The following is a 14672-nucleotide window of genomic DNA, read 5'->3' as shown; positions in this document are numbered from 1 at the left end:
CACGGCCTCAGCGGGCGCCTGGTGCCTGATGAGGAGGGAATGAAGAAGGAAGCTAAACGTAATGTTCGCCGACACCTGCCGTATATATGGCAATCGTGATCCCAGTATCAGCGGCCGCCGCCCGGCCTTCAGGGCGACGGCGATGGCGCAATCAGAACTTGCGGATCTTTTCCACCCAGGCGGCGAAAGTGTCGATAAAAGTCTGCAGGAACGCTTTGGTGCGCTCGTTAAGCTGGCCGTTCTCGTCGAAACTGGCGCTGATATTGCCCAGGTACGACTCTGGCTGCTGCAGGCAGGCGACGTCGAGGAACACCAGCGACTGGCGCAGGTGATGGTTTGCGCCGAAACCGCCAATGGCACCGGGTGAGGCACTGATCACCGCACCGGGCTTGCCGCTCATTTTGCTCTGCCCGTAGGGACGCGAACCAACGTCGATGGCGTTTTTCAGCGCGCCGGGCACCGAGCGGTTGTATTCAGGGGTGACGAACAGCAGGCCATCGGCAGCGGCCAGTTCCTGACGAAAACGCGTGTAGGCCGCCGGAGCGTCATCGCCATCGATGTCCTCGTTGTACAGCGGCAGGTCGCCGATCTCGACGATTTTCAAATTCAGGCTTGGCGGCGCCAGTTCTGCGAGGGTGTGCGCGATCTTGCGGTTGATCGAGGCTTTTCTCAGGCTGCCGACCAGGACGGCAATCGTATGGACCTTGCTCATGAAGACTCCTGCTGCTCATTGAAGAAAGTGCAGTTATAGACCAGCGGTGGCGCCGGTTGTATGAGGCCTGTGCCTTTTATTGCGCCAGATCGGCTGCCCGAACTGGCGAACCAGTCACCGCTTTGATGGTCTACCTGTGCGATTGACAGCAATTCCGCGGTTTATTTGCAAAGGTTCAAGGTAAAAAATGGCTTCAGTTCTGGTCGGGCAGTTTCAAACAAGGGATGCAGAGGGTCGTGTCTACCCGGTACAAGAGTTTCAGGAAGCACAACTCGATGGTGAGGGCGGCGCCACGGTGGTGACCACCTACCGGCTGGTGATCGGCGACCGCGTCAACCATCTGGGCGGAGATGAATTCGAACTGGTGCAGACCGGCGTGAAGATGACCCGGATCCCCTGAACAGGCTCAGGCGGCGGGAAAGATCAGGTACCAGAAAATGGCCACTTCCCGCGTCTGCGGGTCGATGCCGCGGTAGCACAGGTGATCGACCCCTCCGACCACGAAACCGAAATCCTCGTAGAGCCGACAGGCGTCCAGGTTGTTGTTCTGGGTTTCCAGCATGATGCCTGCCAGCCTGCGCGACTGGCTCCAGCGACAGGCACTTTCCAGCAGTGACCGGGCTACCCCGTTGCGCCTGGCCGGGATGTCCACGGCCAGCTCATCGATATGCGCGAAACCATTGCCATGCGCGCGCAGCACCACATGACCCACCGCCTCCTCGCCCAACCAGGCGACCAGCACCGTGCTGTCGCCGCTCATGCGCCGTTCGCTGAACTCCAGCGAGTCGACCCCGTAGTTCTTTTCGTACGGAACCACTTCCGTCACCGGCCAGGCCGCGACCGGCTCGCCCACCCTGACGCTGGCGTAGCCGCGTACCGTGAAGGTGAATTCGCCGTTGAGGATGTAGTCCTCGAACTGCTCGTCAGCGACACGGATGCTCAGCACGGGACGCGGCGACATGGTCGTGGCCGGCTCAGGAACTGGCCGGCTGCCCGGCTTCCTGCAACTGCACCCACAACGCCGGGGCACCGGCGGCCTTGGCGATGATCGCCATGCGTGCTTCGTGCTCGGCCAGCTCTGCCTCGCTGGCGCGGATGATCCGCCCGGCAGCACGGTCGGCCGCCAGGCGACGGATCTCGCTGGGACGGCTGGCATCACCGTCGCCGCCGTCGGCGCCCTGGCCGGACAGCGACAAGGTGGTCTGCCCACCGGTCATCGCCAGGTAGACGTCGGCGAGGATCTCGGAGTCGAGCAAGGCGCCGTGCAGCTCACGGCCGGAGTTGTCGACCCCGTAGCGCTTGCACAGCGCGTCGAGGCTGTTGCGCTGCCCCGGATGCCGCTCACGCGCCATCAACAGGGTGTCGAGGACCGTGCAGTACTGGGTGACGTCGGCGCGATCCTGCTGGCCCAGCAAGGCGAATTCGTTATTGATGAAGCCGACGTCGAACGCCGCGTTGTGGATGATCAACTGCGCGCCGCGGATGAATTCGAAGAACTCGTCGGCCACCTCGGCGAAGCGCGGCTTGCCGACCAGGAATTCGTTGGTGATGCCGTGGACGCCAATGGCGCCCTCGTCGCTTTCGCGATCGGGCTGCAGGTAGACATGGAAATGGCGGCCGGTCAGGCGCCGGCCGATCAGCTCGACACAACCGATCTCGATGATCCGGTGACCTTCGGTCACCGGCATGCCAGTGGTTTCGGTATCGAGGACGATCGAACGATTATCGGGATTTTGCAGTGACATGGACGCTTGCCTCTTGTGCAGGCGCGCATGTTAACACGCCTGCCGCAGGCGTCGCGTCAGGCCTTGCGGCGCACTTCGTCGACGCCGCGGTTGGCCAGCTGGTCGGCACGCTCGTTGCCCGCATGGCCGATATGCCCGCGCACCCACTTCCACTCCACCTTGTGACGGCTGACCTGTTCGTCGAGCTGCTGCCAGAGGTCGGCATTCTTTACCGGCTCCTTCGCGGCGGTTTTCCAGCCGCGCTTCTTCCAGTTCGCCATCCACTCGGTGATGCCTTTCATCACGTACTGCGAGTCAGTGACCAGGGTGACCTCGCAAGGACGGGTGAGGGCCTCCAGGCCACGAATGGCGCCGAGCAGCTCCATGCGATTGTTGGTGGTGTTGGCTTCACCCCCCCAGAGTTCCTTTTCCTGGCCCTTGTACACCAGCAACGCGCCCCAACCGCCAGGCCCGGGATTTCCCTTGCAGGCACCGTCGGTAAAAAGTTCTACGCGTTCACTCATGGTCGTTTTCCCGGATCAAAGAAACTGCTGACGGCTCACGGCTGGTGACCGTCACGGTTGACCTTGGCCAGTGGCAGGGGAATCAGCTTGCCGATAGGCTCGCGTCGCACCTGGCGCAGTGGCCGCAGCCCCACCACCAGCTTGCGCGCAACCAGCAGGTAGAAGCCGCCGCCGACCAGGCCCTGGCCACCGGCCCAGGTTTCGAGCCCCAGCAGGCGTGCCTGCCACTTGGCCGATGCAAGCGGCGGACGATAACACCCGAAGCGACGCTTCTCCAGCGCGAAGCCCAACAGGTTGAGCCAGTCGGCCACCCGCGACGGCGAAATGCAGCGCGCCTTGCGCAGCGCATCGCGGGCGAACACGCGGCGTGCGCCCCAGAAGCTCCACGGATTGATACCGACGATCAGCAGGTGCCCGCCAGGGCGCACGCTGCTGGCAGCCTCGCGCAACAGCCCGTGGGGCGATACACAGAAATCCAGGCCATGCTGCAGCACCACCACGTCGGCAGCATGCTCGCACAGCGGCCAGGCCTGCTCCTCGCAGGCGATTTCCATGCCCGGCAGTGGCGCACCGAGGCGCACGCTGCGCTGGATCTGTGGCGCCTGTGGCAGCGCCTGCGCAGATGGTCCGTAGTGCACCAGGAAACTCCCGAACAGACGCGCCAACTCTTCTTCCAGCAAGCGCCGTTCCTCGTCCTGCAGCAGTTGCCCCAGCGGCCCCGAGAGCCACTCGCGGGCGGCGCAGGTCAACGCCAGCCATTGGGGATCGGCCTGGGCGAAGGCTTCATCGGTCATTGCTGGTTACCTCCAGGACTCAGGGGCGGATCGACGCCCCAGAGGGACACGGGACAGACATGGCGGTCGACGAGTATGCCGACAGTGCCTAAGATGCACTATCGTTTCTCGCCAGGCGAACTGCGCAATGATACAGATCCACGCCCTCCCCGCTTTCAGTGACAACTACATCTGGTTGTTACAAGACCTTTCGACCCGCCACTGCGCCGTGGTCGATCCGGGCGATTCGGCGCCGGTACTGGCCTGGTTGCAGGACAACCCCGACTGGCAATTGACCGACATCCTCATCACCCACCATCACAACGACCATGTCGGCGGCGTGGTGGCGATCAAACAGGCCACCGGCGCCCGGGTGCTGGGCCCGGCCAGCGAGTCGATTCCGGCCCGCGACGTCGCTCTGCAGGACGACGAATGCATCGAAGTGCTGGGCCGCCGCTGGCAGGTCATCGACGTGCCCGGACACACCGCCGGGCACATTGCTTTCTATCATGATGACGCTCAAAGACCACTGCTGTTCAGCGGCGATACGCTGTTCGCGGCCGGCTGCGGACGCCTGTTCGAAGGCACGCCACAGCAGATGCACGACTCGCTCAGCCGCCTGGCGGCACTGCCCGACCATACCGCCGTCTACTGCGCCCACGAATACACCCTGAGCAACCTGCGCTTCGCCCAGGCCGTTGAACCGCAAAACGCCGATATCGCCCGGCGTCTGGCCGAAGTCAGCCAATGGCGGGCCGAGAACCGGATCAGCCTGCCTACCGACCTGGCGCTGGAGCGCCGGACCAACCCCTTCCTGCGGGTTCATGAAACATCCGTTAAAGAAAAAGCGGATGAATGGAATGGTCGCGACAACCGCTCGCCGGCGGAGATTTTTGCCAGCCTGCGCGACTGGAAAAACAACTTCTGATACAGCCGTCCATCTGCGGAAAAAACCTCAAAGGTTGACCATCGCCGGGTCCCTTCCTAGAATCGCCCGACATTTTTTCCTGGAAACACCCCAGACAATGTCGTCATCTACTGGAAACCCCGCGAATTCCGAGACTTTGACGCGTCTGGCCCGAGCCATCGCGGTGACGGCCAGCGCACTGCTGGCAGGTTGCCAGACCGGCGGTCACGTCCAGCCGGAAAGCACGTATCGCAGCAAACCCAGCTTGGCTTCCGGCATCAAGCAGAAGCCGCTGTTCGTCACCCCGGCGGCGCAGAGTCAGCCCCAGGATGTCTGGGAGCGCATGCGCCAGGGTTTCCAGCTGCAGCAGGGCAATGACCTGAACCCGCGCATCGACCAGCAGCGCCTGTGGTTCGCCAACAACCCCACGTTCCTGGAGAGCGCCGGGGAACGCGGCAGCCTCTATATGCACTACATCGTCGAACGCCTCGAAGAACGCAACATGCCGCTGGAGCTGGCCCTGCTGCCGGTGATCGAGAGCGCCTACAACCCGATGGCCATCTCCCGTGCCCAGGCCGTCGGCCTGTGGCAGTTCATCCCGTCCACCGGTCGCTACTACAACCTGCGCCAGACCAGCTTCTACGACGGGCGCCGCGACATCCAGGCTTCGACCAATGCGGCGCTGGATTACCTGAGCCGCCTGCACGACATGTTCAACGGCGACTGGCTGCTGGCCCTGGCAGCCTACAACGCCGGCGAAGGCACGGTCAGCCGCGCCATCGAACGCAACGACAAGCTCAACCTGCCGACCGACTACTGGAACCTGCCGCTGCCGCAGGAAACCCGTGACTACGTACCCAAGCTGCTGGCCCTGGCCCAGGTGGTACAGACGCCAGCGGCCTACGGGGTGAACCTCACGCCGATCGCCAACGAGCCCTACTTCGAAGTGGTGGAGCTGAACAAGCGCGTCGATCTGTCCAAGGTCGCCAGCCTGGCTGACATCGACGAAGACGAACTGATCCAGCTCAACCCGGCATTCAAGAAGCGCCTGACCGTCGATGGCCCGCAGCACCTGCTGGTACCGACCTCCAAGGCGCAACTGCTGGCGGCCAACCTGCCGAACCTGCAGCCCGCCGAGCTGATGCAATGGCAGCACTACCGGGTTCGCCGCGGCGATACCCTGGAAAGCCTGGCCAAGCGCTACCAGGTGTCGGTCAGCACCCTCAAGGGCAACAACCAGTTGTCGGGCAACCTGCTGAAGGTCGGCCAGTCGCTGAGCATCCCGGTGCGACCGGGCGGCGTCGCCCAACCGGCCTTCGAGCTGGTGGCCAGCGAGGAAAAGCCGGTGCGCTCGCGCACCTACCGGGTCAAGAGCGGCGACAACCTGTCCAGCATCGCCCAGGCCAACAAGGTCGACGTCGACGAACTGCAGCGCTGGAACAAGCTCTCCGGCAACCGCCTGAGCATCGGCCAGACGCTGGTCATTCAGGCGCCTGCCAAGGTCAGCAGCAGCGCCGTGGCCAGTAGCACAAACAGCGAAGGCAAGCCGGTGCAGTACAAGATCCAGAAAGGCGATTCCATGTATGCGGTCGCCAAGCGCTTCAACGTCGAGATGAAACATCTCAAGCGTTGGAACCCGCGCACCGGCCAGGCCCTCAAGCCCGGCCAGACCCTGACCGTCTACCTGCCCCGTTGAGCGAGCGGTTTACCGCTCTGCCACGGTCTTTTGTGGTAGCCATCAAGCTGCTACTGTTAGCGGCCCGATAAAGCCGTGCGGATCGTGATACGTCCCTTCCTGTCAGCCCTCATGCTGGGCCTGAGCCTGAACGCCAGCGCAGCCATCAGCGAAAGCCATGGCTATGCGCAGTTCGGCACGCTCAAGTACCCGCCCAGCTTCACGCATTTCGACTGGGTCAATCCCGAGGCGCCGAAGGCTGGCACCCTGCGGATCATGGGCTTCGGCACCTTCGACACGCTCAACCCCTACACCCTCAAGGGCAGCAGCCCGGTGGCGACGGGCAATTTCCTGCAGTACGGGGTCAATGAGCTGAACGAGCCGCTGATGGTCGGCACCGGTCCCTATGACCCGTCGGGTGACGAACCGGCTTCCAGCTACGGCCTGATCGCCCGCAGCGTCGAGTACAGCGAAGACCGCAGCTGGGTGGTCTACAACCTGCGCCCCGAGGCCAGGTTCCATGACGGCCAGCCCATCACCGCCTACGACGTGGCGTTTTCCTATCGGACCCTGCTCAAGGACGGCCACCCGCAATACCGCACGGCGCTGCAGGAAGTGCAGCGCGTCGACATCCTTGGCCGTCATCGTGTGCGCTTCGTCCTCAAGCGCGTCGGCAACCCGCTGCTGATCCTGCGCCTGGGCGAGATGCCGGTGCTGCCCCAGCACTATTGGAAAGACCGTGATTTCAAGGCCACGACCTTCGAACCACCTCTGGGCAGCGGCCCGTATCGCATCACGCGGGTGCAACCGGGCCGCCAGCTGGTGTTCGAGCGGGTCAAGGACTACTGGGGCAAGGACCTGCCGGTCAATCGCGGCAAGTACAACTTCGACCGGGTCGAGGTGGAGTTCTACCGCGACAGCGAAGTGGCTTTCGAAGCCTTCAAGGCCGGTGAATTCGACATCTATATCGAGCACCAGGCAAAGAACTGGGCCAACGGCTACACCTTCGCCGCCGTACAGCGCGGCGAGGTGATCAAGGCCGAGATTGCCCACCAGATTCCGACCCAGACCCAGGGCCTGTTCATGAACAGCCGACGCGCGACCTTCGCCGATGCGCGGGTGCGTGAAGCCCTGGGCCTGATGTTCAATTTCGAGTGGACCAACCGGGCGCTGTTCAACGACGCCTACCAGCGCTCGAACAGCTATTACCCCAATAGCGAGTTCGCGGCCAGCGGCCTGCCCTCCGGCGCCGAGTGGCTGTTGCTCAGCCACTATCGCGACCAGTTGCCGGCGAGCCTGTTCACCCAGCCACCCAGCCTGCCGCGCAGCGACGGCGGCGGCATTCCCCGGGAAACCCTGCGCCAGGCCCTCGGGTTGCTCAAAGACGCCGGCTGGCGCTTTGCCGGCCAGCGCCTGGTCGATGCGCAGCAGCAGCCGCTGCGCCTGGAGATCCTGCTGGTCAACCCCGGGCTGGAGCGTATCCTGCAGCCTTACGTCGAGGACCTGCGGCGCATCGGTATCGATGCAGGCCTGCGTACCGTGGACCGCGCGCAGTACCGCCAGCGCCTGGAGCATTTCGATTTCGACATGATCCTCATGACCCTGCCGCAGACCCTGAGCCCTGGCCTGGAGCAATGGCAGTACTTCCACTCCAGCCAGGCGGCGATCAGCGGCAGCAAGAATTACGCCGGGGTCAGCAACCCGGTGGTCGACGGCCTGCTCAATCGCCTGCTGGCCGCCCAGAGCCGTGAAGATCAGGTGGCCGCCGCCCGAGCACTTGACCGGGTCCTGCTGTCAGAGCACTACATGATTCCCAACTGGTACCTGAACAACCACCGCCTGGCCTGGCGCAACCGCTTCGCCATGGTCACCACGCCGCCCTATACCCTGGGCTTGCGCGCGTGGTGGCTCAAGCCTCTGGAGACATCCCGATGACCCCCATGCGTTCGCTGCTCGCCGGCGCCTGCGGCCTGATGCTCGCCGCCCTGGCCGGCACCCTGCAGGCCCAGCCGCAACACGCCGTGACCCTGTATGACGAAGCCCCCAAGTACCCTGCCAACTTCAAGCACTTCGACTACGTGAATCCCGACGCCCCGAAGGGCGGCACCCTGCGCCAGGCCGGCTTCGGCAGTTTCGACAGCCTCAACCCCTTCATCAACAAGGGCACGCCGGCCGAAGACGTGGGCATGATCTACGACACCCTGGCACGCGCCAGTCTCGACGAGCCGTTCACTGAATACGGCCTGATCGCCGGCAAGATCGAGAAGGCCCCGGACAACACCTGGGTGCGCTTCTATCTGCGCCCCGAAGCGCGCTTCCACGACGGCCACCCGATTCGCGCCGAAGACGTCGAGTTCACCTTCAACACCCTGATCAAGGACGGCACGCCCATGTACCGGGCCTACTACGCCGGTGTCGACAAGGTGGTGGTCGAGGACCCGCTGCGGGTCAAGTTCGTGTTCAAGGACAACCACAGCCGCGAACTGCCGCTGATCCTCGGTCAGCTGCCGGTGCTGCCCAAGCACTTCTGGGCCAGCCGCGACTTCACCAAGAGCAACCTGGAATTCCCGCTGGGCAGCGGCCCCTACAAAGTGGCGGAGGTCAAGGCCGGGCGCTCGGTGCGCTACGAGCGGGTGAAGGACTATTGGGCCAAGGACCTGGCGGTCAACCGTGGGCAGTACAACTTCGACGTCATGGCCTACGACTACTACCGCGACAGCGACGTGGCCCTCGAAGCCCTCAAGGCCGGCCAATACGATTACCGCGAAGAGAACACCGCGAAGGCCTGGGCCACGGCCTATGACATCCCGGCGGTGCGCGACGGCCGGCTGATCAAGGAAGAACTGCCCAATGGCAACCCGCAGGGCATGCAGGGTTTCATCTTCAACCTGCGCAAGCCGGTGTTCCAGGACCCCAGGGTGCGCGAGGCGCTGAGCCTGCTGTTCGACTTCGAATGGACCAACAAGCAGCTGTTCAATGGTTCCTACACGCGCACCAAGAGCTACTTCGACAATTCGGAAATGGCCTCCAGCGGCCTGCCCTCGCCTGCCGAGCTGAAGCTCCTCGAACCGCTGCGCGGCAAGGTGCCCGAGCGCGTGTTCACCGAGCCCTTCACGCTGCCGGTTACCGATGGCAGCGGGATGATCCGCCCGCAACTGCGCCGTGCGTACCAACTGCTGCAGGAAGCCGGCTGGCGCATCAAGGACGACCAGATGACCGATGCCCAGGGCAACCCGGTGAAACTGGAGTTCCTCATGGTGCAGACGGCCTTCGAACGGGTCATGCTGCCCTACAAGCGCAACCTCAAGGACCTGGGCATCGACCTGTCGATCCGCCGGGTGGACGTGGCCGAATACATCAACCGCCTGCGTTCGCGGGACTTCGACCTGATCGTCAGCAGCTTTCCGCAATCCGCCTCGCCGGGCAACGAACAGCGCGAGTACTTCCACTCGGTCAGCGCCGATCGCGCTGGCAGCCGCAACCTGATGGGCCTCAAGGACCCAGCGGTGGACGCGCTGGTCGACGGCCTGATCCGTGCCGACTCCCGCGAAGAACTGGTCACTCATGCCCGCGCCCTGGACCGGGTACTGCTGTGGGGCTTCTACGTGGTGCCCAACTGGCACATCAAGAGCTGGCGCATCGTCTACTGGGATCACCTGGCTCACCCACAGGCCAAGGCCCTCACCGATATCGGCCTGAGCAGCTGGTGGGCCAAACCGGGCGTGCAGCCCGCCGCACCGACGCCGCTGCCAGAACCCCAGACCGAGGAGGAGCGCTGAGATGCTGGCCTACATCCTGCGGCGCCTGCTGCTGATCATTCCGACCCTGTTCGGCATCCTCATCATCAACTTCATCATCATCCAGGCTGCGCCCGGCGGCCCGGTGGAACAGACGATCGCCAAGCTCGAAGGCTTCGACGGCGCCACCAGCCGCATCGCCGGCGGTGGCTCGGAGGTCGGCGTGGCCGGCTCCAGCTACCGGGGTGCGCAGGGCCTGGACCCGGCGCTGGTGCAGGAAATCGAGCGTATGTACGGCTTCGACAAGCCCGCTCCAGAACGCCTGTGGATCATGATCAAGAACTATGCGCAGCTGGACTTCGGCACCAGCTTCTTCCGTGATGCCAAGGTCACCGACCTGATCATGGAGAAGATGCCGGTTTCCATCTCTCTGGGGTTGTGGAGCACCCTGATCATGTACCTGGTGTCCATTCCACTGGGCATCGCCAAGGCCACCCGGCATGGCAGCCAGTTCGACGTCTGGACCAGCTCGGCGATCATCGTCGGTTATGCCATTCCGGCCTTCCTGTTCGCCATCCTGCTGATCGTGCTGTTCGCCGGCGGCAGCTACTTCGACTGGTTTCCGCTGCGCGGCCTGACCTCGAACAACTTCGACGAGCTGAGCACTACCGGCAAGCTGCTGGACTATTTCTGGCACCTGGTGCTGCCGATCACCGCCCTGGTGATCGGCAACTTCGCCACCCTGACCCTGCTGACCAAGAACAGCTTCCTCGACGAGATCAGCAAGCAGTACGTGATCACCGCCAAGGCCAAGGGCCTGTCGAACAACCGCGTGCTGTACGGCCATGTGTTCCGCAACGCCATGCTGCTGGTGATCGCCGGCTTCCCTTCGGCGTTCATTGGCATCTTCTTCACCGGCTCGCTGCTGGTGGAGGTGATCTTCTCCCTGGACGGCCTGGGCCTGATGAGCTTCGAATCGGCCATCAACCGCGACTACCCGGTGGTGTTCGGCACCCTGTTCATCTTCACCCTGCTGGGCCTGGTGGTGAAACTGATCGGCGACCTGACCTACACCCTGGTCGACCCGCGTATCGACTTCGAAAGCAGGGAGCATTGATATGACGCTGTCTCCAATCAACCGCCGCCGCTTCGAGCGCTTCAAGGCCAACCGCCGAGGCTGGTGGTCGCTGTGGATCTTTCTGGTGCTGTTCGTGCTCAGCCTGGGCGCGGAGCTGATCGCCAACGACAAGCCTCTGGCCCTGCGCTACGACGGCCAGTGGTACGTCCCGGTGTTCGAGCGCTACCCGGAAACCACCTTCGGCGGCGAATTCCCGCTGGAAGCCAACTACAAGAGCCCGTATATCCAGGACCTGCTGGCGGCCAAGAACGGCTGGGTGCTGTGGGCGCCCATTCCCTTCAGTTACCAGAGCATCAACTACGACCTGAAGGTCCCGGCCCCCGCCCCGCCGTCCCGGGACAACCTGCTGGGCACCGACGACCAGGGCCGCGACGTGCTGGCCAGGGTCATCTACGGCTTTCGCATCTCGGTACTGTTCGCCCTGACCCTGACCCTGCTCAGTTCGGTGATCGGCGTCGTCGCCGGCGCCCTGCAAGGCTTCTATGGAGGCTGGGTCGACCTGCTCGGCCAGCGCTTCCTGGAGGTATGGTCCGGGCTGCCGGTGCTGTACCTGCTGATCATCCTGGCCAGTTTCGTTCAGCCCAACTTCTGGTGGCTGCTGGGCATCATGCTGCTGTTCTCGTGGATGAGCCTGGTGGACGTGGTGCGTGCCGAGTTCCTGCGTGGCCGCAACCTGGAATATGTGCGCGCCGCCCGGGCACTGGGCATGCGCAACGGCGAGATCATGTTCCGCCACATTCTGCCCAACGCCATGATCTCGACCCTGACCTTCATGCCGTTTATCCTCACCGGCGCCATCGGCACCCTCACCGCCCTGGACTTCCTCGGCTTCGGCCTGCCGGCCGGCGCCCCCTCGCTGGGCGAGCTGGTCGCCCAGGGCAAGGCCAACCTGCAGGCGCCCTGGCTGGGCATCAGTGCCTTCGCGGTACTGGCGATCATGCTGAGCCTGCTGGTGTTCATCGGTGAAGCGGCGCGCGACGCCTTCGACCCAAGGAAATGACATGAACCAGGACAATCTGATCGAAATCCGCGATCTGGCGGTCGAGTTCGTCAGCGGCGACAAGCGTCAGCGGGTGGTCGAGGGTGTGAGTTTCGATATCCGCCGTGGCGAAACACTGGCCCTGGTAGGAGAAAGCGGCTCCGGCAAGTCGGTGACCGCGCATTCGATCCTGCGCTTGCTGCCCTACCCTTTGGCCAGCCACCCGCACGGCACCATCCGCTATGCCGGCGAAGACCTGCTGCATCTCAATGAACGACGCATGCGCAGCCTGCGCGGCAATCGCATCGCGATGATCTTCCAGGAGCCGATGACCTCGCTCAACCCGCTGCACAGCGTGGAAAAGCAGATCAACGAAGTGCTGGCCCTGCACAAGGGCCTGAGCGGCCAGGCGGCCACTGCGCGCACGCTGGAACTGCTGGAGCTGGTGGGTATCCCCGAGCCGCGCAAGCGCCTCAAGGCCCTGCCCCATGAGCTCTCCGGCGGCCAGCGGCAGCGGGTGATGATCGCCATGGCCCTGGCCAACGAGCCGGAGCTGCTGATCGCCGACGAACCGACCACCGCGCTGGACGTCACCGTACAGCTGAAGATCCTCGAACTGCTCAAGCAACTGCAGGCCCGCCTGGGCATGGCTCTGCTGCTGATCAGCCATGATTTGAACGTGGTCCGGCAAATCGCGCATCGCGTATGTGTCATGCAGCGCGGTTCCATCGTCGAACAGGCATCGTGCGATGAATTGTTCCGTTCGCCCCGGCATCCGTACACGCGGATGCTGATCAACGCCGAGCCCAGTGGCGCCCCTGCGGGCAACCCGCCAGGCCCGGCCTTGCTGGAGGTGCAAGACCTGCGCGTGTGGTTCCCGATCAAAAAGGGCCTGTTCAAGCGCACGGTCGACCACGTCAGGGCGGTGGATGGCGTAGACTTCAGCCTGCCCCGCGGGCAGACGCTGGGTATCGTCGGTGAAAGCGGGTCGGGCAAGTCGACCTTGGGCCTGGCGATTTTGCGTCTGCTGAGCAGCCAGGGCGAGATCCGCTTCCAGGGGCAGTCGCTGCAAGGCCTGGGGCAGCAGCAGGTGCGCCCGCTGCGTCGGCAGATGCAGGTGGTATTCCAGGATCCGTTCGGCAGTCTCAGCCCGCGCATGTCGGTGGCGGAGATCGTCGGTGAAGGCCTGCGCATCCATGGCATCGGCACCCCGGCCGAGCAACAGGCCGCGATTATCGCGGCGCTCGAGGAAGTAGGCCTGGACCCGGAAACCCGGCATCGTTACCCTCACGAGTTTTCCGGGGGACAACGGCAACGTATCGCCATCGCCCGAGCGCTGGTGTTGAAGCCGGCGCTGATTCTGCTGGACGAGCCCACTTCGGCGCTCGACCGGACGGTACAGCGCCAGGTAGTCGAGCTGCTACGCTCGCTGCAAGCCAAGTACAACCTGACGTATCTGTTCATCAGCCATGACCTGGCTGTCGTCAAGGCGCTGAGTCACCAGTTGATGGTGATCAAGCAAGGCAAAGTGGTCGAACAGGGTGCGGCGGAGGCTGTTTTCGCCGCACCGCAACATCCTTACACACAGCAGCTGCTGGAAGCCGCCTTCATGGCACCAGTGGCTGTCGATTAACCTGAAGAGGAACAACACATGGGTTTTCTCGCCGGTAAGCGCGTCCTGATCGTCGGTGTCGCCAGTAAACTGTCCATCGCATCCGGCATCGCTGCCGCCATGCACCGCGAGGGTGCTGAGCTTGCCTTCACCTATCAGAACGACAAGCTCAAGGGCCGTGTCGAAGAGTTCGCGGCAGGCTGGGGTTCGAGCCCGGAGCTGTGCTTCCCTTGCGACGTGGCCAGCGATGAAGAAATCGCCAAGGTCTTCGAAGCGCTGAGCAAGAAGTGGGACGGCCTGGACGTGATCGTCCACTCGGTAGGCTACGCACCGGGCGACCAGCTCGACGGCGACTTCACCGACGCCACCACCCGCGACGGTTTCCGCATCGCCCACGACATCAGCGCCTACAGCTTCGTAGCCCTGGCCAAGGCCGGTCGCGACATGATGAAAGGCCGCAACGGCAGCCTGCTGACCCTGTCGTACCTGGGCGCCGAGCGCACCATGCCGAACTACAACGTGATGGGCATGGCCAAGGCCAGCCTGGAAGCCGGTGTACGTTACCTGGCCGGCAGCCTCGGCCCGGAAGGCACCCGCGTCAACGCCGTATCGGCCGGTCCGATCCGTACCCTGGCGGCTTCCGGTATCAAGAACTTCCGCAAGATGCTCTCCGCCAACGAGGCCCAGACCCCACTGCGCCGCAACGTGACCATCGAAGAAGTCGGCAACGCTGCCGCCTTCCTGTGCTCCGACCTGGCTTCGGGTATCAGCGGTGAAATCATGTACGTCGACGGCGGCTTCAACACCACCGCGATGGGTAGCATCGAGGAATAAGCCCAGGCTTTTTCCAGACGCAAAAAAAAGGCCGCCCCCAGGGGACGGCCTTTTTTT

The 14672-nt window shown here is 63.8% G+C and carries 14 protein-coding genes; 9 read left to right on the top strand and 5 right to left on the bottom strand.

What is annotated here, in order from left to right; genetic code table 11:
* Positions 1-151 precede the first annotated feature (151 nt).
* Positions 152-712 carry an NADPH-dependent FMN reductase gene (locus QZ497_RS16655; RefSeq protein WP_295476917.1) on the bottom strand — a complete coding sequence of 187 codons (561 nt, stop codon included), beginning with the start codon at positions 710-712 and terminating at the stop codon, positions 152-154.
* A 187-nt stretch (positions 713-899) separates the two neighbouring features.
* On the opposite strand from QZ497_RS16655, the gene QZ497_RS16650 reads away from it, so the two are divergent.
* Entirely contained in the window at positions 900-1112 is a 213-nt protein-coding gene (locus QZ497_RS16650) for a hypothetical protein (RefSeq protein WP_295476915.1), read from the top strand.
* A 6-nt stretch (positions 1113-1118) separates the two neighbouring features.
* Here the strand turns inward: QZ497_RS16650 and QZ497_RS16645 are convergent, their stop codons facing one another.
* From QZ497_RS16645 to QZ497_RS16630, 4 genes are read right to left on the bottom strand one after another with little or no spacing between them, the layout of a single operon-like run.
* Positions 1119-1673: a GNAT family N-acetyltransferase gene (locus tag QZ497_RS16645; RefSeq protein WP_295476913.1), complete on the bottom strand. Its 555-nt coding sequence runs from the start codon at positions 1671-1673 to the stop codon at positions 1119-1121.
* A gap of 13 nt (positions 1674-1686) precedes the next feature.
* Positions 1687-2457 carry a DNA polymerase III subunit epsilon gene (dnaQ, locus tag QZ497_RS16640; protein WP_295476911.1) on the bottom strand — a complete coding sequence of 257 codons (771 nt, stop codon included), beginning with the start codon at positions 2455-2457 and terminating at the stop codon, positions 1687-1689.
* Positions 2458-2513: 56 nt separating this feature from the next.
* The gene (rnhA, locus tag QZ497_RS16635) at positions 2514-2960 is read right to left on the bottom strand and encodes a ribonuclease HI (RefSeq protein WP_295476909.1); all 447 of its coding nucleotides are present in this window, start codon (positions 2958-2960) and stop codon (positions 2514-2516) included.
* A gap of 35 nt (positions 2961-2995) precedes the next feature.
* Positions 2996-3754 carry a methyltransferase domain-containing protein gene (locus QZ497_RS16630; protein ID WP_295476908.1) on the bottom strand — a complete coding sequence of 253 codons (759 nt, stop codon included), beginning with the start codon at positions 3752-3754 and terminating at the stop codon, positions 2996-2998.
* Between the two features lie 127 nt (positions 3755-3881).
* On the opposite strand from QZ497_RS16630, the gene gloB reads away from it, so the two are divergent.
* From gloB to fabI, 8 genes are all read left to right on the top strand, one after another.
* The gene (gloB, locus tag QZ497_RS16625) at positions 3882-4661 is read left to right on the top strand and encodes a hydroxyacylglutathione hydrolase (RefSeq protein ID WP_295476906.1); all 780 of its coding nucleotides are present in this window, start codon (positions 3882-3884) and stop codon (positions 4659-4661) included.
* 97 nt (positions 4662-4758) lie between these two features.
* Entirely contained in the window at positions 4759-6336 is a 1578-nt protein-coding gene (locus QZ497_RS16620; protein ID WP_295476904.1) for a lytic transglycosylase domain-containing protein, read from the top strand.
* Positions 6337-6447: 111 nt separating this feature from the next.
* Positions 6448-8250: an extracellular solute-binding protein gene (locus tag QZ497_RS16615; RefSeq protein ID WP_295476984.1), complete on the top strand. Its 1803-nt coding sequence runs from the start codon at positions 6448-6450 to the stop codon at positions 8248-8250.
* Positions 8247-10094, top strand: a complete 1848-nt coding sequence (locus QZ497_RS16610; RefSeq protein WP_295476902.1) for an extracellular solute-binding protein — start codon at positions 8247-8249, stop codon at positions 10092-10094. Before QZ497_RS16615 ends, QZ497_RS16610 begins: the two co-directional genes overlap by 4 nt.
* A gap of 1 nt (position 10095) precedes the next feature.
* Complete coding sequence (locus QZ497_RS16605; RefSeq protein WP_295476900.1) at positions 10096-11169, top strand: microcin C ABC transporter permease YejB; 1074 nt, start codon at positions 10096-10098, stop codon at positions 11167-11169.
* 1 nt (position 11170) lies between these two features.
* Positions 11171-12190, top strand: coding sequence for an ABC transporter permease (locus QZ497_RS16600; protein WP_295476898.1), 1020 nt, complete (start codon positions 11171-11173; stop codon positions 12188-12190).
* Between the two features lies 1 nt (position 12191).
* Positions 12192-13802, top strand: coding sequence for an ABC transporter ATP-binding protein (locus QZ497_RS16595; protein WP_295476896.1), 1611 nt, complete (start codon positions 12192-12194; stop codon positions 13800-13802).
* A gap of 18 nt (positions 13803-13820) precedes the next feature.
* Positions 13821-14615, top strand: a complete 795-nt coding sequence (gene fabI / locus QZ497_RS16590) for an enoyl-ACP reductase FabI (protein ID WP_295476894.1) — start codon at positions 13821-13823, stop codon at positions 14613-14615.
* Positions 14616-14672: the final 57 nt, after the last annotated feature.

The organism is uncultured Pseudomonas sp. (genome assembly GCF_913777995.1).
Taxonomy (GTDB): domain Bacteria; phylum Pseudomonadota; class Gammaproteobacteria; order Pseudomonadales; family Pseudomonadaceae; genus Aquipseudomonas.
Note: the sequence above shows the minus strand (reverse complement) of the source record. Positions and strands in the feature narration are given on the sequence as shown.